This window comes from Pseudomonas sp. Emmai (assembly GCF_055179735.1).
Genome location: NZ_CM143685.1, coordinates 4,697,767 through 4,716,118, shown reverse-complemented (window position 1 = coordinate 4,716,118; position 18,352 = coordinate 4,697,767). Strand labels below are relative to the sequence as shown.

The following is an 18,352-nucleotide window of genomic DNA, read 5'->3' as shown; positions in this document are numbered from 1 at the left end:
CTGATGAACACGGGAATCTTAAGGTTCGCCGCGCTGTTGGCGATCTATATGCAGTCGGCGAACCTGCCGCTGCCGAACTCGGCGCTGCGGTTTATTCAGGCCAGCCTGTCGATGACCGACGACCAGGCCGGCTGGATATTCACCGCGTACCTCGCTGCCAGCGCCATTACATTGCCGGTTGCGCAGTGGCTCGCCGGGCGCTTTGGCTTGAAGCGTGTGTACCAGGCCGCCTTGGCGATTTTCGTCCTCGGCTTGCTGCTCGCCACAGCGGCGACCACCTCGCTGGAGTTCGTTGGCGCACGGATGGTTCAAGGCGTGGCGAGTGGCGTACTGGCACCGCTGTCGATGGCGATTGCCCTGGAGACATTGCCCGCAGCGCGGCGGGCGAAATTCGCCACGGTGTTCACCGCCATCGTGCTGTTGGGCATCGCCACCGGCCCGAGCATCGGCGGTTGGCTCAGCGAGTATCACGGCTGGCGTTCGCTGTTCTACGTCAGTGTTCCGTTGTCGGCGTGGATCTTTCTGGTGGTGACGCTGTTGCTGGCCAAGAAGAAAGCCGAGCAACGTCCAACGTTGGATTTCTTCGGCGTCGGCACCTTCACCCTGGGCATGATCGGCCTGCAAATGTTCCTCGATCGCGGTGAGCGCCTGGACTGGTTTGCCTCGCCCGAAATCTGGCTGGAAGCGGTGGCGGCGGCACTCGGGCTGTACCTGTTCGTCGTGCACGTACTGACCGCGAACACCCACTTTCTCAACAAGGGATTGTTCCGGGACCGCACCTTCGTGTGCTCGACGATCATCTTTTTTGCCCTCGGTTTCGTGCTGCTGTCGACCATGGCGCTGACGTCGCCGATGCTCGACGAGATTCTCGGCTACCCGCCAGTACTGACCGGCTGCCTGACGATCCCGCGCGGCGTGGGGCTGGTTGGGGCCTTCCTGCTGATGGGTCGTGTTCCCGCACACCTCGACCAACGATTCTTCGTGGCGGCGGGCATCGCGCTGGTGGTGTATGGCAACTGGCTGATGCTCGGCTATTCGCCGTTGATGGACTGGCCGCCGGTGGCGATGGCGGGTGCGATCCAGGGTGTCGGCCTCGGTGTGCTGATGCCGGCGATCAGCAAGGTGGCGTTCAACACACTCGACCCCAGGCTGCGCACCGAAGGCAGCGGTTTCTTCAATCTGACCCGTGTCTACGGCAGCACGATTGGCGTGGCGGTGGTGCAAACATTCTTCTTCAACAACACCCAGGCGATGCACTTGGCGCTGGCCAGCCACATCACGCCATATCGCGGCCAAGCCCATGGGATGTCCCTGCAGGCACTGGGCGGGCTCAACGAAATGATCACCGGTCAGGCGGCGTTTATCGCCGTTATCGACCAATTCAAGATTTTGATGGTGGCCATGCTGGTGGTGAGCCCGCTGGTTCTGTTTCTTCGCAAACCGGTTCCGACCTTCTAACTTGTCGTGGAGTCTGCCCCATGAAAACTCATGCGCTTTTCAGCAACAGACATCTGGTCGCGGCGATGTCGTTCCTGGTGTTCCTCTCCGCCTGCACCGTTGGCCCGGACTTTAAAACCCCGGCGCCGAGCGAGTCGCAGCACTATGACCAGCAGGCCGAGCAGCGACTGGCCCGGCAGATTGTCCTTGGCAAAAAGCTCGACGGTGATTGGTGGACGGCGTTCCGTTCGCCCAAGCTCGATGCGCTGGTGCGGCGCGCCATCGACGGCAATCTTGAGCTGGTGGCGGCGGATGCAACGATTCGGCAAGCGGCGTCCTCGGTCGCGGCGGCGGAGGGCGCCTTGTATCCGCAAGTCGATTTTGCGGCGCAGGCCGGTCGCCAACGCACCCACAATGCCCCCGAGGCCTCGGTTTCGAATTTCTACGCAATCGGGCCGCGGGTCGGCTTCGACCTGGACGCTTTTGGCGGTAACAAGCGGCTGGTGGAACAGCAGCAAGCGTTCACCGAGCTGCAAAAACATCGCTTTGAGGCGGCGTACCTGACCCTGACCGGCGATGTCGCGAGCCAGGCATTGTTGCTGGCCTCTGCCAACGCACAGATGCAAGCCGTGGAAAAGCTGCTGGCCAATGACGCGAAGAACCTCGACCTCGTGCGCCGGGCACACGCCAGTGGTGCCACCACCCAGATCGATGTGTCGCTGGCTGAAACCCGGCTCGCCCAGGACCGCACGCTGTTGCCGCCCCTCGCGCAGCAGCGTGATTCGGCGCGCCACGCGTTGTCGATCCTGACCGGTAAAGGTCCGGGTGACTGGATTGCGCCGGAGTTCGAATTGGCCGAATTTGCCTTGCCGTCCAACGTGCCGGTCAGTTTGCCGTCGGAGATGGCCCACGACCGGCCGGATGTTCTGCAAGCCGAGGCCGAACTGCACATGGCCAGCGCGGCGGTGGGCGTGGCGACCGCCAATCTCTATCCCCGCATACAACTTTCCGCGTCGCTGGCCCAGGCCGCTTCCGGCAATGGCGGCGCAGCACTCTGGGGTTTCGCGGCGGGGCTCACGGCGCCGATCTTCAATGGCGGCACGCTCAAGGCTGAACGCCAGGCCGCCGTCGATGGCTATCAGGCGTCCCTCGCGGGCTACCAGCAGACGGTCATCAAGTCGTTCGGCCAGGTCGCCGACACCCTGCAAGCGATCAACCATGACGCCGAGCAAAACCTCGCCCAGGAAGATGCCTTGCGCGCGGCCGACACCAGTTTTCGCTTGAACCAGCAAGCCTACGCCCAAGGCGAAAACAGCATCCTGCAAGTGCTGGAGTCGGAGCGCGCCTATGAGCAGGCGCTGCTGGGGCAGATCAGAGTGAAGACCGCGCAATACCTCGACACCGTGCGCCTGTATGTGGCGCTCGGCGGTAATTGCGTGGGTGTGTTCGAGCAGAAAGTGGCGTCTGGCGACGCACCGAAACGTTCGTATCAATAACGGCTGCGGCCTCAGGTAGTGGAGTAAAGACATGTCATATGAAGCCTTTCACGATGGACTTCGCGATACCCGATTCCCGCTGAATCACGGTTCCGGCCAGATCCCGGCCGTTGGCTTTGGCACGCTGTTTCGCGATCTGAGCGTGACGACGCAAGCGGTCAAGGATGCGCTGGACGCCGGGTTTCGCCATTTCGATTGTGCGGAACGGTATCGCAACGAGGACCTGGTCGGCGTTGCTTTAAAGGAAGTGTTGGCGGCCGGTAAGGTCCGGCGCGAGGACGTGTTCATCACCACCAAACTGTGGAACACCAACCATCGCCCCGAGCGTGTCGAACCGGCTTTCGAGGCCAGTTGCCGACGGCTTCAGGTCGACTACATCGACTGCTATCTGATCCATACGCCGTTTGCCTTTGAGCCCGGTGATAACCAGGACCCGAGGGATGCGTTTGGGCATGTGATCTATGATCGCGGCGTGACCTTGATCGAGACGTGGCGCGCACTTGAACGCCTGGTGGACGAAGGCCGGTGCAAGTCCATCGGCTTGTCGGATATCACCTTGCCGGCCTTGAAAGAGATCGTGGCCCAAGCGCGGATCAAACCCGCCGTCGTGCAGGTTGAAGCCCATCCTTACTTGCCGGAATGGGAGCTGCTGGAGTTTTGTCAGCAGCATGGAATCATCGTCCTGGCCTTTGCGCCGCTGGGGCATGGCATGGAGCCGAAAGTCCTGGAAGACGCGGTGATTACCGGGATTGCCCAGCGCTTGCAGAAAACCCCGGCGCAAGTGGCGTTGGCCTGGTCGGTACAGCGGGGCGTCGCGTTTTTAACGACCTCGGCAACACCCAGCCATATTCAGGAGAACATGGATATTGCTACCTTGCCGCAGCGGGCCATGCGTGAGATCAAGGAAGAGATTACAACGCGGGTGCGATTCAACTCGGTGGTGGAGACTGGCGTGCCCGGGTTTATCCCACGCAAGAAGCAGGCGTAACGCCGGATTCTCTGCCCTGACACTGACCTTGTGGTGAGGGAGCTTTTGTGGCGAGGGGGCTTGCCCCCTCACCACAAAAGCTCCCTCGCCACAGGTTTGGTGTTCGCCACTACTTTTTTCTATCCTCCAGAGGTAAACGATGGACGTTTTCCAGACCATGCGTTTTTTCATGACGGTCGCTCAAAGCGGCAGCTTCACCGCGGCTGCCGAGATTCTGGACACCACCACCACCAACGTTTCCAAAGCCGTCTCCAGCCTTGAAGCGCGGCTGCAAACCCGCCTGATCAACCGCACCACCCGACGCCTGGCGTTGACCGAAGCCGGTACGCGCTACTTGCAACGCTGCGAGAAAATCCTCGACGAGGTCCGTGAGGCGGATGAAGAAGCGGGTACTGCGCAAGTCATGCCCGCTGGCCGGCTGAAGATTCACGCGATGGCCGCCATCGGCAATCACTACGTGATCGATGCCATCGCCAGGTACCGAGAGACGCAACCCTCGGTCATGTTCGATCTGTCCCTGACCAATCGGCTGCCGGACTTGCTGGAGGAGGGCTATGACATGTCGATTGTGCTGGCGCGGGATCTGCCCGATTCCGGGTTTGTCGCCCAGCGGCTGGGCATCACCTACAGCATCCTGTGCGCTTCGCCCGCGTACTTGAAAAAACGCGGAGCGCCGCAATCACCGGCGGCTCTTGCTTCACATGATTGTTTGAAGATCGTTAATACGGTGATGCCCGCAGAGAACTGGGCTTTCGAGGGGCCGGACGGCGTGGAGACGGTGACCGTTCCCTTGTCACCCTTTCATGTGAACACCGCAGACGCCATGACCGTCGCGCTGTTGAGCGGGATGGGCATCGGCATCCAGCCGATTGCTTCGGCCGTTGATGGCTTGAAAGCAGGCACGCTAGTGCGTGTACTGCCTGAGTATCATCTTGAAGAGTTGAATATCTTTGCCATCTACCCGTCACGCAAGTTCGTGGACGCAAAAATAAAGACCTGGGTGGAATTTCTTAAAACCTACATTCCAGGCTTGTTGGCTGCTGATGAAAAAATTGTCGGCTCAACAAAGTTACGATGACCGCAGGTATGGAGTGTCGACCCTCCATCGTCTGCACCGGCCTCAACCGTTTGAACAGCCGCTGCCCATCACTTGGTATTCCATGACGTGGCGTTGACCCTCGGAATCTTCATAGGTCATTTGCGCCGGGACCGGTCCACACTCATTGCCAGTGTCGGTAATCGAAATGACTTTCTGGATGTCGGGTTTCATGCCGTAAGCGTAATTTTCAACCGGTGGCTGGCGGGTCGCGTTAGTTGAATCAGCCTCGTCTGCAAATGCGTGTGCGCCCACACCGACAAGCGCAAAAAACAGAGCAATGTTTGAGAGTTTCATGATGTTCACCGTCTCGTTCAAGGTTAGTTGTTTTGCCTGCCGGGCTGTTTGCTCAGCGGGTAGAGACGATGCTAGGGGTTTGCCTTTCCCTCAAATAGCCGGCAATGGGACAAACACTGTTGCCGGATTTCGCATGAATAGCGCCGTCAGGCCGTTTCCAGCTGACTCAGCAACCACTCACTGAAACTTCGCGCGTTGGTTTCACTGTCGCGGTGGGTCAGCAGCGCCCAGTTCGGGCCACGAATGGTTTGCTCCACCAAGGGTTGCAACGACCCGTTGGCCCGTGCCTGACCACTGAGTAATTCGCTGACCAGGGCGATGCCCAGTCCGGCGCAGGCAGCGTCCAGCAGCAGGCCGGGATCGGAGAAGTTAAGCCCCTGATCCTGCTGGCCGACATCGATGCCGGACTCTACCGCCCAATGACTCCAATCCATCTCCCGCTCGCCATGCAGCGTGGTGCGTTGTGCCGGTGGCAGCGCCAATAGGCGCGGATGACACGCCGGGTAGAGGCGGTCGGCGTGCAGCACTTTGAAACTGCATTCGGCTTGGGAGCTGATGTCATCGCGCACCGCAACGTCGATGGTCTGGGTGGTCATGTCCGGTACTTCATCGGTGCTGTAGATCCACAGATCCACCTCCGGATGCTGACTTCGAAAATCCCCCAGACGTGGCAGCAGCCAGTGACGGGCGAACGCCGGCGTGGTGTTGAGCACCAGTTGATTGGGTTTCTGGTATTGCCCGAGGCGGCGAATGCCCACGGCCAATTGCTGCAACAGCGCCTGGGTGGTGCTGAGCAGGTCGTGACCGGCATCCGTCAGGGTGACGCTGCGGCCACTGCGCAAAAACAGCGGCTGTTCCAGGTAGGCCTCAAGGCTGCGGATCTGCTGGCTGATCGCCGATTGGGTCAGGTTCAGCTCGGCGGCGGCCTTGTGGAAACTGCCCAGCCGAGCGGCGGCTTCAAAGCCGCGAAGGGTACTGAGCGGGGGCCAGTGCTTGAGCATATCGATAAGTTCCTCTAATCAGTTTTCCACTAAATCCATCGTTTGTTCGCCTGTTTTTACGGCCGTAGCATGCATGCCAAGACTTTCGAGACAGATTTCATTGAACACAATGTCTTAACTAAAAGGTACTGGTGATGCAACAGAACAACAATGGTTGGATGATGCCGGCAGAGTGGGTAAAGCATGCGGCGACCTGGATGGTGTGGCCCCACAACCAAGCGCTTTGGGAATCCGGTTGGCGCGTCACCTTGGCGCAAGTGCAAGCGGATTTCGCCGGGGTGGCCAACGCCATCGCGCGTTTCGAACCGGTGAAAATGGTCGTTGATCCGTCGGCGCTCGCCAGTGCCAAAGCGCTGTGCGGTCGCAACATCGAATTGATCCCGCTGGCGGTGAACGACAGCTGGTTCCGCGATTCCGGCCCGAGCTTCGTGTGCCACCCGCAACAAGGCCTGGCCGGTGTGAGCTGGCGCTTCAACGCCTGGGGCGGCAAGTCGGCCCACGACCTCGACGAAAGCCTGGCGCGCCGCGCACTCAATCACCTCGGCCTGCCGTGTTTTGGCACACCGCTGAGCAACGAAGGCGGGGCGATTCATGTCGACGGCGAAGGCACGCTGATCACCACCGAATCGGTGTTGCTCAACGCCAATCGCAACCCGGACACCAGCAAGGCCGAGATGGAAGACATCTTCAGCCGTCTGCTGGGCGTGAAGAAAACCATCTGGCTACCGGGTGACCCGGATTACGTGACCGGCGACATGACCGATGGCCACGTCGATGGCGTCTGCGCCTTCGCCCGTCCTGGCGTATTGCTGGTGGACGCGACCCACGACAAGCAGTCGGTGTACGCCGAAGTGGCCCGCGAGAACCGCCGCGCCCTGGAGCTGGCCACCGATGCCCAGGGCCGCAAGTTCGAGCTGATCGAACTGTTCGAAGCCAGCGACGCCGTGGACACCGAAGCCGAAGTGTTCTGTGCCTCGTACACCAACTTCTACATCGCCAACGGCGCGATCATCATGCCGGCCTATGGCATCGACGCCGACCACGCGGCGGCCGAAGTCTTGGTGCAGGCGTTCCCGGGACGCGAAGTGGTGCCGGTGCGGATCAATCACCTGGCCCATGGCGGCGGCGGGGTGCATTGCATCACCCAGCAACAACCGGCCTGGCCAGTGGAGGGTTGAAGCCATGACCCTGTTGACGATCGCCACCACCCAGATGCCGTGCACCTGGGACTTGCCAAACAACCTTGATCTGGCTGAGCAGTTGGTCCGCGAAGCGGCGGCCAAAGGCGCGCAAGTCATCCTGCTGCAAGAGCTGTTTGCCACGCCGTATTTCTGCATCGAGCAAAGCCATAAACATCTGGCACTCGCCGAAGAATATCGCGACAGCCACGTGCTCCAGCGCTTCGCCGCATTGGCCAAGGAATTGGGGGTGGTGCTGCCGCTGAGCTGGTTTGAAAAGGCCGGCAATGCCTACTTCAATTCCCTGAGCGTGGCCGATGCCGACGGGCGCCTGTTGGGGGTATATCGCAAGACCCATATCCCCAACGCCATCGGTTATCAGGAGAAGGAATACTTCAGCCCCGGCGATACCGGGTTCCGGGTCTGGGACACGGCGTTCGGGCGCCTCGGCGTGGGGATCTGCTGGGACCAGTGGTTCCCCGAAACCGCGCGCTGCCTGGCATTGATGGGCGCCGAAGTGTTGCTGTTTCCCACCACCATCGGCTCTGAACCGGGCTGCGCCACCCTCGATTCCCGCGACCACTGGCAGATGACCATGCGCGGCCATGCGGCGGCGAACATCCTGCCGGTGGTGGCGGCCAATCGGGTCGGCCGCGAAGTCGCGACCACCGATCCGGGCCTGCAAATGGACTTCTACGGCTCCTCGTTCATCTGCAACCACAAGGGCAAATTGCTCGCCGAGGCCGACCGTGACAGCACCGGCGTGCGGGTCCACACCCTCGACCTGGCCGCCATGCGCGAAGAGCGCCTGAGCTGGGGCATCTACCGCGACCGGCGCCCGGACATGTACGGCGCGCTGCTGAGCCAGGACGGTCGTCATCTTCATTCACGCTGGGCGACTCAAGGGGTTTGAACATGCGTATTGCCAACCAACTGCTGCTCGGTGCCCTGGCACTGGCATGTGTCGCGCCGTCGCTGCACGCCGAAGAGAAAACCCTGCGGCTGTACAACTGGGCCGATTATTTTGCCGAAGACACGTTGAGTAAATTCACCGCTGAAACCGGGATCAAGGTGATCTACGACGTCATGGACGGCAGCGAAACCCTGGAGGCGAAAATGCTCGCCGGCGGCAGTGGTTACGACCTGATCTTCCCCGGCGACACCGTGGCCGAACGCTTAATGCGCGCCCACAGCTTGTTGCCGCTGGACCAAGCCAAACTCACCGCTGTGGGCGATATCGAACCCGGCTTGCAGAAGCTGCGCTCCCATTACGCGTTCTCGAAAAACGCCACCGTGCCCTACACCTGGGGCACCATCGGCCTGACCTACAACGCCGAGCAGATCAAACAACGCGCACCGGATGCGCCGGTCAACAGCCTGGACATGTTGTTCAAGCCGGAACTGGCGGCCAAATTCGCCGATTGCGGTATCTCGATGATCGACTCGCCCGACGAGGTGCTGGCGGTGGTGCTCAACTACCTCGGTCGCGAGCCGCGCAGTGCCAAGCCGCAAGACCTGGCGGCGGCGAGTGAGCTGCTGATGAAACTGCGGCCGTACATTCGCAAGTTCCAGTCGCAGCCAGTGACCGACCTGGTGAACGGTAACCTGTGCCTGTCCCTCGGCTACAGCGGCGACATGACCCAGGCGCAGCGGACGTCGGACAGCGCCGGCAAGAAGACTGCGTTCCAGTACCGCATCCCCCGCGAAGGCACCACGGTGTGGATGGACACCATGGCGATTCCGGTTGACGCGCAACACCCGGAATACGCCTACGCGTTCATCAACTTCGTCATGCGCCCGCAGAACATGGCGGCCATCAGTAACTTCACCGGCTATCCCACTTCCAATGCCAAGGCCCGGCCGGATGTCGATGCGACGATGCGCAACAACCCGGATATCTACCTTGATGAGACCACCTATGCGCGGCTGATTCCCGGCCAAGACATTCCCCAGGCTGATATGCGAGCGCGCATGCGGACCTGGACTAAATTCAAGACGGCCACTGCGAAATGATCAGGGACAACTACATGCCGACGCGTCGGGATTTCATCAAACAGGCATCGGTTGTCGCCGGTGTGGGCATCGCCGCTTCCCTGGGGCTGACGCGCGTGCAAGCGGCGGTGGCTCAGGGCTGGCACATGCCGGACGAGGGCGACAAACACCAGCGGGCCTTCATCGCGTTCGGTGCTCAGGAGGCGATCTGGGCGGATTTCACCCCTGATGTGCAAGCCGCCTTGGGCCTGATTGCGCGCACCATCGCCCGCTATGAACCGGTAACCGTGTTCTGCCGTCAGCGTGAGCGGGCGTTGGCCGAGAAGCATTGCGGCACGCGCAATGTCACCTACGTCATCACCGAACTCGACGACATCTGGATGCGCGATATCGGCGCCAACTTTGTCATCGACGGGAAAGGCGGATTGGGTGCGGTGGATTTCAACTTCAACGGTTGGGGCAACAAGCAGCAGCATGGCAAGGATGCGCAATTGGCCGCTCGGGTGGCGAGCAACGCGCAGGCCGATTATCTGCGCAGCGAACTGGTGGGCGAGGGCGGTGCGATCGAAGTGGATGGCCATGGCACCGGGATCATGACCGAAAGTAGCTGGATCAATAGCAACCGCAACCCCGACTGGGGCAAGGCCGAAGTCGAGGAAGAACTGAAAGCCCAATTGGGCCTGCGCAAAATCATCTGGCTGCCGGGCATCAAGGGCAAGGACATCACCGATGCTCACGTGGATTTCTACGCGCGCTTTGCCAAACCTGGCGTGGTGATCGCCAACCTCGACAACGACCCTGCATCCTTCGATTACAAGGTCACCCGCGTGCATCTGGACATTCTCAAAAACGCCACGGACGCGCAGGGTCGCAAACTACAGGTCCACACCGTGTCGCCGCCGCTCAAGCCGCGCAAGAGCAAATTCAACCGCAACAACCCGGATTTTGCGGTCGGCTACATCAATTACTTCGTGATCAACGGAGCGATCATCGCGCCCGAATTTGGTGACAAGACAGCGGATGCCAAGGCTCTTGAGCTGTTGTCGCAGCTCTACCCGGAGCGTGAAGTGGTGCAGCTCAATATCGACGCGATCAGCGCCGGGGGCGGCGGTATTCACTGTGTCACCAGTCACCAACCATCGGTTTAATGGCAACTGGCTGTTTTAAAACAAATTTATTTATGATGGGGGCTTCCCAGACGCGGCGAAAGTTGTTAAATTCCCGCCCGCTCTTGCAGGGGCGTCGCCAAGCGGTAAGGCAGCAGGTTTTGATCCTGCCATGCGTTGGTTCAAATCCAGCCGCCCCTGCCATATTCCCTAAAAAGGGGACGGATCTATTTTCCAGAAAATAGATCTGTCCCCTTTTTTTTGTGCCTGTTTTTTGTGCCCGTCGCCCGACCATCGGTTCGACTAATAGTGACAATCACCAATGACAAGTTCTGCTTCGCCGGATAAACGTTGAGAATCGCCTCCATCGAAAACGCTGCTCAGGAATGTCACCGGTTTTCAACGAAGCTCCTTTGGTTGGCCGCAACCAACCAATTTTTTAACCCCGCGCCTCATGAGGTCGCGGGGTTTTTTTTGCCTATTGCGGTCTGAACCGCGCGGCATCTCGCCCCGGTGGCATCCCGAACAGGCGCGCATATTCACGGCTGAACTGCGAGGCGCTTTCATAGCCCACGGTGAAGGCGATGGAAGCGGCATCGCGCGGATCGAACAGCAGCAACCAGCGTGCCCTGAGCAGGCGCAGGCGTTTCTGGTACTGAGTGGGCGCCATGCCGGTGATGGCTTTGAAGTGACGATAGAACGCCGAGACGCTCATATCCGCCATCGCCGCGAGGGGTTCCACGCGAAAGGGTTCGGCGTAGTGCTCGCGGATCCATAAAGTGGAACGCCGGATCTGCGCCAGTCGGCCATCGGGTCGCGCGATTTCCCGCAGCATCGCGCCGAACGGCCCTTGCAGGATTCGAAACAGAATCTCTCGCTCAATCATCGGCGCCAGTACCGCCGCCTCGTCTGGGCGATCCATCAGCCGCATCATCCGCAGCCAGGCGTCAATCAGTTCAGTCGGCGCCGTCACCGCAGCAAAGCCACTGTCGGTGGGCTGCTCGCCGGTTTTGACCTCATCCACCAGCAAGGTGGCAATGACGTTGGGGTCCAGGGTCAGGCTGATGGCGAGGTAGGGTTCGCCCGGGGCGCCGGGGTAGATCTCGCCGGTGGCGGGGACGTCCACGGGCACCAGGAAATAGCTGATCGGCGGGTACTGCAACACCTGATCGCCAATCGACAACGTCTTGGAGCCTTGAAGCACCAGGTGCAGCATCGGTTGATACACCTGATTCGCACACGCCTCGGCCCGGACCATCGACACGCGCGCAAGGCCCGTGTCCGTCCACTTGTCTTGCGCGCGCATCACAATGCTGCGCAGCTCATCCATTGCTTCATTCATGGGGTCGAACATGGCGCAGACCCGCGTGCAAAGCAAGGCGTGCGAGAAGAATAGGCAAGCATCGGGGAAGAACCGGCAACCGTTTGACCGGCGGTTGCGCGAATACTGGTGCGACACATCACTCCTGTTTAAAAAGGTCATGACATGAAACTCGAAGGCAAAATTGCAGTGGTCACCGGCGCATCGAAAGGCATCGGTGCGGGGATCGCCAAGGCGCTCGGTGCCGCGGGCGCCACGGTGGTGGTGAACTATGCGACCAGCAAAAGCGACGCCGATGCGGTGGTTGCGCAGATCCAGGCATTGGGCGGCAACGCCGTCGGCATTCAGGCGGACATGAGCCAGTCTACCGACGTGATTCGCTTGTTCGACACCGTCAGGAGCAACTACGGAACCCTGGATATTCTGGTGAACAATGCCGGCGTCGCGGTGTTTCAAATGCTCGAAGACTTCACCGAGGAAGCATTTCATCAGCAGTTCAACCTCAACGTGCTCGGCTATCTGTTGGCTGCTCGAGAAGCCGTCAAGCTGTTTGGCCAAGCGGGCAGCATCATCAACATCAGCTCGATTCTCAGCACCGATCCCTACCTGGCCTCCAGTCTGTATTCGGCCACCAAAGGCGCGGTCGACACATTGACCTTCGCCCTGGCCCGGGAGCTTGGGCCGCGCGGTATCCGGGTCAACGCGATCATGCCCGGCCACACCAATACACCCGCCACCGACGGTAACTTCGCCGGTGAGTTTGGCGAAAAGCTGATCGCGGGCACGCCGCTGGGCCGGTTTGGTGAGCCGGAAGATATTGCGCCGCTGGCCGTGTTTCTGGCCTCCGGGGACTCGCATTGGATCACCGGAGAATCGATCCGGGCATCGGGTGGCGTGCGCGGGGTGGGCTACTGATCACACCCGCCTAACCGACGCCGTTTTGAAACGCCTGGGCGAGTGGTCGGAATGGGCTTTGCCGAAACGATTGCCGGGACGACCATCACCGATTTTTAGGGTGTTATTCGAATGCTGGAAAATCGTGCATGCGGCTTTCAGCGTCGCGCAGACAGTTGTTGCGGCGCCAGAAACGCATCGTGGAAGTAGTTACGAAACGCCTGCATCGCCGGGCTGAATTCCCGCTCGCGATGCCACGCCAAACCGACGCTCATGGGCGTCACCTTGTCGGTGATTGTCAGGGTTTCGATGCGTTTGCCTTCCAGCGACCAGGGGCGGTGCACCAGGTCCGAGAGGATCGCCACGCCGCTGCCATTGGCGACCATGCTGCGCACCGCTTCCACTGAACTGGTGCGCACCCGCACATTGGGTTGCTGGCGTGCGTGTTCCCAGTAACGCATCGCACTTTGTTCGGCTTCGTCGACGGTCAGCAGGATGTAGGGTTCCTTCGCCACATCGGCGAGGCTGACCGCCGAACGTTCGCACAGCGGATGGTGGCTGGGCAGCCACAACCGGCGTTCGGAATTGAACAGGATTTCCGAGACGATGTCCGGGTGCGTGAGGTTCGCGGTGAGCACCACGGCCATGTCGAATCGACCTTCCAGCAGGCCTTCCTCGATGGCCGTGCGTTCCTGTTCGTGGACTTCGATGGCCACGTCCGGATGCCAATGTTCCAGCCGCTGCAAGTGGTGCGGCAGGAAGTAGCCGATCACCGTGTAACTCGCCGCCAGACGCAGCAGGCCACTGGCGCGAATGTCCGGCAACGGGCTGTTCATCGCGTCATCGACGCTGCGCAAAATCACATACGCCCGATTCAGAAAATGCCGCCCGGCATCGGTCAGGCTCATGCCCTGGGCCGAGCGCTGGAACAACAGCGCGCCCAGCATTCCTTCCAGTTCCTTGATCGCCGTGGTGACCGCCGATTGGGAAATGTTCAGATGAATCGCGGCCTGGGAAATTTGCCCGATCTCGGCGGTGGCGACGAAATAGCGGACCTGGCGCAGGGTCAGTGACATGAGTTCTCCCGACGACGGGGTATCTGTTTTTCAGAAGATACCCTATCTGTTAATAGATCTTCCCAAGGGGTACGGAGGAATCTAACTTGGGCTGCATGAAGTCACAAGCGTCAGGAGCAAGCGTCATGCAAGCAGTAGATTTCAACTCGGACATGGGCGAAGGCTTCGGCCCATGGACCATCGGCGATGGCGTCGACAATGAGCTGATGGGCTTCATCAGCTCGGCCAATATCGCCACCGGTTTTCATGCCGGCGACCCCAGCACCATGCGCCGCACCATCGAGCAGGCCAAGCGTCTGGGCGTGGCCGTCGGCGCGCATCCGGGGTTTCGCGACCTGGTCGGTTTCGGCCGCCGGCACATCAATGCGCCGGCCCAGGAACTGGTCGACGACATGCTCTACCAACTGGGCGCCCTGCGTGAACTCGCCCGGGTTCAAGGCGTGGCCCTGCAACACATCAAGCCCCATGGCGCGCTCTACATGCACCTGGCTCGGGACGAAGAGGCCGCGCGTTTGCTGGTGGAAAATCTCCAGCGCCTGGAGCCAGAGTTGCTGTTGTATTGCATGCCCGACTCGGTGATCTGGCGAGTCGCCAAAGAGCTCGGCCAACCGGTGATCCGCGAGTTCTACGCCGACCGCGAATACGACCTCACGGGCTCCATCGTCTTCACCCGCAACGTCCGCGCCTACGATCCGGCGCAAGTCGCCGCGCGAGTACTGCGTGCCTGTCAGCAAGGCGTGGTGCGCACGGTCGAGGGTGAAGACCTGGCGATCGAATTCGATTCCATCTGTTTACACAGCGATACCCCAGGCGCCCTGGCGTTGGTCGAAGCCACGCGCCGTGCCCTCGACAGCGCCGGGATCGAGGTCCGCGCACCGCGCTAAATCAGGACGAGACACCTGGCACACAGACGCCAGGGTTTGCACACCGATTCATTTTTGCCTGCCTTTCTACAACTATTCCAAGAGGAACAGACATGGCCGAACACACTGTAATCACCCCGTTGCCCGGGACCTTCTACCGCAAAGCCACCCCCGAATCGGCGAACTTCGTCGAGGTGGGCGCGCAGGTCAGTGCCGACACGGTGATTGGCCTGATCGAGGTCATGAAGCAGTTTTCCGAACTGACCGCCGGGACGGCGGGTCGCCTCAGCGCATTCCTGGTAGAAGACGGCGATCCGGTGGAACCGGGTCAGGTCGTCGCAACACTCGACGACGAGTGAGGGCGCGATCATGACGCAAGCCATTCATAAATTACTGATCGCCAACCGTGGCGAGATCGCCGTGCGGATTATCCGCGCTGCCAAAGCGCTGGGGATTCCCACCGTCGCGGCGTGCAGCGAGGCGGACGTCGACTCCCAGGCCGCGCGCATGGCCGATGAAATCCACGTCCTCGGCCCGGCCCGCGCGGATAAAAGTTACCTCAACGTCGAAGCCTTGCTCGGCGCCTTGAAAGCCACCGGCGCCAATGCCGTACACCCCGGTTATGGCTTTCTTTCGGAGAACGCCGATTTCGCCGAAGCGGTCCTCGCCGCCGGGGCGATTTTCGTCGGCCCGAGCCCGGAGACGATCCGGCGCATGGGCGACAAAGCCGAGGCCCGCCGCACCGCGCAAGAGGCCGGCGTGCCCGTGGTGCCGGGTTCCCCCGGTGAATTGTTTGACGTCGAGTCGGCGCTCACAGCCGCCGAAGCCGTTGGTTTTCCACTGCTGATCAAAGCCTCGGCCGGTGGTGGCGGACGCGGTATTCGCCTCGCCGAAAATGCCCAACAACTGGCAGAAGAATTTCCCCGTTCCCAGCGCGAAGCCCAGGCGGCGTTCGGCAATGGCGCGGTGTATCTGGAACGGTTTATCAGCAGGGCCCGGCACATCGAAGTGCAGGTCCTGGGCGACGGTCAGCACGCGGTGCACCTGTTCGAGCGCGAGTGTTCGCTGCAACGTCGGCGGCAGAAAATCTTCGAAGAAGCGCCGTCGCCAGTTCTCAGCCAGCAGCAACGGGAGACGCTCTGCGCCAGTGCCGTGCGCTTGACCGAATCCCTGGGCTACAAGGGCGCCGGAACCCTGGAATACCTGTATGACGACACCACTGGCGAGTTCTTCTTTATCGAGATGAATACGCGGGTTCAGGTGGAGCACCCGGTCAGCGAATTGATCACCGGCATCGATCTGGTCCAGGCCATGTTGCGCATTGCCGGTGGTGAACCGCTGGGCTTCAAGCAAAGTGACATCCGACTCAACGGCGCCGCCCTGCAAATGCGCCTGAACGCTGAAGACCCGGCGCGGGATTTCTTCCCCAGCCCGGGGCTGGTCGAGGAACTGATCTGGCCGCAGGGCGAGGGCATTCGCGTCGACACGCACCTGTATCAAGGCTACCGCGTGCCGCCGTACTATGACTCGCTGTTAGCCAAGCTGATCGTGCACGGTGCGGATCGCGCCGAAGCCCTGGCCCGCGCGCGGGTGGCGGTCAGGCGGACCACGCTCACCGGCATGGCCAGCACCTTGGCGTTGCACGGCGAACTGCTGGAACAACCGTGGCTGCACAGCGCCGACTTCCACACCGGCACCCTGGAAACCTGGCTGGCCGAGCGCCGCAGCGGAGGTCAAGTATGAGCACGCCCATCCGCTACAGCTTTGGCGCCGATGAACATTTGTTCGCCGAAGTCAGCGACAGCATGTCCCTTGAAGCGTTCTTCAAAGGCCTGGCCGTCACCCGCGCAGTGGAACGGCTGGCACTGGATGGCGTGCTCGATATCTGCCTGGCCAACGCATCGTTCCAGATTCGTTTTGACCCGGATCGCATCGCCCCGCATACCTTGCTCGAAGCGGTCAAAATCGCCGAGGCCGGGGCCGTCGCCGAGCGTACGTTGCAGACCCGGATCATCGAGATTCCGGTGCTCTACAACGACCCCTGGACCCATGAAACCCTGATGCGTTTTCGCGACCGGCATCAGGACCCGAGCGCCACGGACCTGGAATACGCCGCACGCATCAACGGCCTGGCCGACGTCGAGGCATTCATTGCGGCCCACAGTGGTGCGCCGTGGTTTGTCTCGATGGTCGGCTTCGTCGCCGGGCTGCCGTTCATGTTCCAGATGGTCGAGCGCGAGCGGCAGTTGCAGGTGCCCAAATACCTGCGCCCGCGCACCGACACACCGAAACTGACCCTGGGTCACGGCGGTTGCTTCGGCTGCATCTACTCGGTGCGCGGTGCCGGCGGGTATCAGATGTTCGGCGTCACGCCGGCACCGATCTACGACCCGCAGCAAAACCTGGCGTACCTGAAAGAGCACATGGTGTTTTTCCGTCCGGGCGACATCGTGCAGTTCAAGCCGATGGACCGTGAAGCCTACGACCACGCGGTGGCCGAAGTCGAAGCCGGGCGCTTTGATCTGCGGATTCGTCCGGTGGAATTTTCGCTGGACGCGTTTCTGGCCGACCCCGTCGGCTACCCCAAGTCGCTGCAGGAGGTGTTGGCATGATCAAGGTCCTCAAACCCGGCCTCGCCACTTCGGTACAAGACCTGGGCCGCGAAGGGTATTACCACCTGGGCATTCCGCCCTCCGGCGCGCTCGATCAATACGCCTTGAGCGCGGCCAATCAACTGGTCGGCAACCCGGCGGGTGCAGCGGCATTGGAATGCACGTTGCTCGGGCCGGAGCTGGAATTTCAACAAGACGCATTGGTGGCCGTGTCCGGCGCGCACATGACGCCACGGGTCGATGGCGTGGAAATGCACCACGACACGGCGTTCGCAGTGAAGGCCGGGCAAGTGCTGCGCTTTGACTTTCCCAAGGCTGGCGCCCGTGCCTATCTGGCGGTGGCCGGTGGCATCGATGTGCCGGTGGTGCTCGGCAGTCGTTCGACCTATGCCCTCGGCGCACTCGGCGGTTTTCAAGGACGACGCTTGATCGCGGGCGACGAATTGCCAGTGGGCATGGCCAGCGGCAAGAGCCGCGTCGGCGCCAGTTTACCGATGGCGTTGCGGCAAGCGCTGGGCGGCGAAATCACCCTGCGGGTGGTGCCCGGTTTGTACTACCACCGCTTGACCGAATCGGCGGCGAAGAGCTTTTTCGCCGAGCCGTGGACGGTCGGCTCGGAAGCGGACCGCATCGGCTATCGCTTCAAGGGCGGCAGCGCGCTGAGCTTCCAGCCCAGGGAGCAACCGTTCGGTGCCGGTTCCGATCCGTCGAACATCGTCGACAGTTGCTACCCGATCGGCTCGATCCAGGTCCCGGCCGGGCTCGAACCGATCGTGCTGCACCGCGATGCCGTGTCCGGCGGTGGCTACGCGATGATCGGCACGGTGATCAGCGCCGACCTCGATTTGATCGGCCAGATGCAACCCAACCAGAAGGCCCGCTTTGTCGCGGTGACCCTCGAAGAGGCGCTGGAAGCGCGACGTTCCTATAAGAAAAAACTCAGCTGCCTGAGCAAGCTGTTCCCTTCCTGATTCTGCCCGCCGCACAGCGCGGGC

At 61.3% G+C, this 18,352-nt stretch carries 18 protein-coding genes and 1 tRNA gene; 15 read left to right on the top strand and 4 right to left on the bottom strand.

What is annotated here, in order from left to right; translation table 11 throughout:
- Positions 1-3 precede the first annotated feature (3 nt).
- From ACY4LX_RS21745 to ACY4LX_RS21730, 4 genes are all read left to right on the top strand, one after another.
- Positions 4-1,458, top strand: a complete 1,455-nt coding sequence (locus tag ACY4LX_RS21745) for a DHA2 family efflux MFS transporter permease subunit (RefSeq protein WP_463257806.1) — start codon at positions 4-6, stop codon at positions 1,456-1,458.
- Between the two features lie 20 nt (positions 1,459-1,478).
- A complete protein-coding gene (locus ACY4LX_RS21740; protein ID WP_463257805.1) occupies positions 1,479-2,933 on the top strand; it encodes an efflux transporter outer membrane subunit in 1,455 nt (484 codons plus the stop codon).
- 31 nt (positions 2,934-2,964) lie between these two features.
- Entirely contained in the window at positions 2,965-3,921 is a 957-nt protein-coding gene (locus tag ACY4LX_RS21735; protein WP_463257804.1) for an aldo/keto reductase, read from the top strand.
- 139 nt (positions 3,922-4,060) lie between these two features.
- Positions 4,061-4,999: a LysR family transcriptional regulator gene (locus ACY4LX_RS21730; RefSeq protein ID WP_149659811.1), complete on the top strand. Its 939-nt coding sequence runs from the start codon at positions 4,061-4,063 to the stop codon at positions 4,997-4,999.
- A gap of 42 nt (positions 5,000-5,041) precedes the next feature.
- Here the strand turns inward: ACY4LX_RS21730 and ACY4LX_RS21725 are convergent, their stop codons facing one another.
- Positions 5,042-5,314 (bottom strand): DUF2790 domain-containing protein, encoded by a 273-nt coding sequence (locus tag ACY4LX_RS21725; RefSeq protein WP_463257803.1) that lies wholly within the window; start codon positions 5,312-5,314, stop codon positions 5,042-5,044.
- 146 nt (positions 5,315-5,460) lie between these two features.
- Positions 5,461-6,315 carry a LysR family transcriptional regulator gene (locus tag ACY4LX_RS21720; protein ID WP_149659809.1) on the bottom strand — a complete coding sequence of 285 codons (855 nt, stop codon included), beginning with the start codon at positions 6,313-6,315 and terminating at the stop codon, positions 5,461-5,463.
- A 134-nt stretch (positions 6,316-6,449) separates the two neighbouring features.
- Here ACY4LX_RS21720 and ACY4LX_RS21715 point away from each other — a divergent pair, with 134 nt between their 5' ends.
- The 5 genes from ACY4LX_RS21715 (at position 6,450) to ACY4LX_RS21695 (ending at position 10,795) form a co-directional block, all read left to right on the top strand.
- The gene (locus ACY4LX_RS21715; protein ID WP_463257802.1) at positions 6,450-7,493 is read left to right on the top strand and encodes an agmatine deiminase family protein; all 1,044 of its coding nucleotides are present in this window, start codon (positions 6,450-6,452) and stop codon (positions 7,491-7,493) included.
- 4 nt (positions 7,494-7,497) lie between these two features.
- Positions 7,498-8,406 (top strand): N-carbamoylputrescine amidase, encoded by a 909-nt coding sequence (gene aguB / locus ACY4LX_RS21710; RefSeq protein WP_463257801.1) that lies wholly within the window; start codon positions 7,498-7,500, stop codon positions 8,404-8,406.
- A gap of 2 nt (positions 8,407-8,408) precedes the next feature.
- Entirely contained in the window at positions 8,409-9,506 is a 1,098-nt protein-coding gene (locus tag ACY4LX_RS21705; RefSeq protein ID WP_463257800.1) for an extracellular solute-binding protein, read from the top strand.
- A gap of 14 nt (positions 9,507-9,520) precedes the next feature.
- Positions 9,521-10,633 (top strand): agmatine deiminase family protein, encoded by a 1,113-nt coding sequence (locus ACY4LX_RS21700; RefSeq protein WP_463257799.1) that lies wholly within the window; start codon positions 9,521-9,523, stop codon positions 10,631-10,633.
- Positions 10,634-10,720: 87 nt separating this feature from the next.
- Positions 10,721-10,795: transfer RNA gene (locus ACY4LX_RS21695), tRNA-Gln, on the top strand.
- A gap of 274 nt (positions 10,796-11,069) precedes the next feature.
- Here ACY4LX_RS21695 and ACY4LX_RS21690 read toward each other — a convergent pair.
- The gene (locus ACY4LX_RS21690; protein ID WP_463257798.1) at positions 11,070-11,933 is read right to left on the bottom strand and encodes an AraC family transcriptional regulator; all 864 of its coding nucleotides are present in this window, start codon (positions 11,931-11,933) and stop codon (positions 11,070-11,072) included.
- A gap of 144 nt (positions 11,934-12,077) precedes the next feature.
- Between ACY4LX_RS21690 and ACY4LX_RS21685 the strand changes: the two genes are divergently transcribed.
- The gene (locus tag ACY4LX_RS21685) at positions 12,078-12,827 is read left to right on the top strand and encodes an SDR family NAD(P)-dependent oxidoreductase (RefSeq protein ID WP_463257797.1); all 750 of its coding nucleotides are present in this window, start codon (positions 12,078-12,080) and stop codon (positions 12,825-12,827) included.
- A 137-nt stretch (positions 12,828-12,964) separates the two neighbouring features.
- Here ACY4LX_RS21685 and ACY4LX_RS21680 read toward each other — a convergent pair whose 3' ends face one another.
- Entirely contained in the window at positions 12,965-13,882 is a 918-nt protein-coding gene (locus tag ACY4LX_RS21680; RefSeq protein WP_149659802.1) for a LysR family transcriptional regulator, read from the bottom strand.
- A gap of 125 nt (positions 13,883-14,007) precedes the next feature.
- Here ACY4LX_RS21680 and ACY4LX_RS21675 point away from each other — a divergent pair, with 125 nt between their 5' ends.
- From ACY4LX_RS21675 to ACY4LX_RS21655, 5 genes are all read left to right on the top strand, one after another.
- Positions 14,008-14,766, top strand: a complete 759-nt coding sequence (locus ACY4LX_RS21675) for a 5-oxoprolinase subunit PxpA (RefSeq protein WP_463257796.1) — start codon at positions 14,008-14,010, stop codon at positions 14,764-14,766.
- Between the two features lie 92 nt (positions 14,767-14,858).
- Positions 14,859-15,104, top strand: a complete 246-nt coding sequence (locus ACY4LX_RS21670) for an acetyl-CoA carboxylase (protein WP_095079351.1) — start codon at positions 14,859-14,861, stop codon at positions 15,102-15,104.
- A 10-nt stretch (positions 15,105-15,114) separates the two neighbouring features.
- Complete coding sequence (locus ACY4LX_RS21665; protein ID WP_463257795.1) at positions 15,115-16,488, top strand: acetyl-CoA carboxylase biotin carboxylase subunit; 1,374 nt, start codon at positions 15,115-15,117, stop codon at positions 16,486-16,488.
- Positions 16,485-17,357, top strand: a complete 873-nt coding sequence (locus ACY4LX_RS21660; protein WP_149659799.1) for a 5-oxoprolinase subunit B family protein — start codon at positions 16,485-16,487, stop codon at positions 17,355-17,357. Before ACY4LX_RS21665 ends, ACY4LX_RS21660 begins: the two co-directional genes overlap by 4 nt.
- Complete coding sequence (locus ACY4LX_RS21655; RefSeq protein ID WP_149659798.1) at positions 17,354-18,328, top strand: 5-oxoprolinase subunit C family protein; 975 nt, start codon at positions 17,354-17,356, stop codon at positions 18,326-18,328. The genes ACY4LX_RS21660 and ACY4LX_RS21655 overlap by 4 nt, the downstream gene beginning before the upstream one ends.
- Positions 18,329-18,352: the final 24 nt, after the last annotated feature.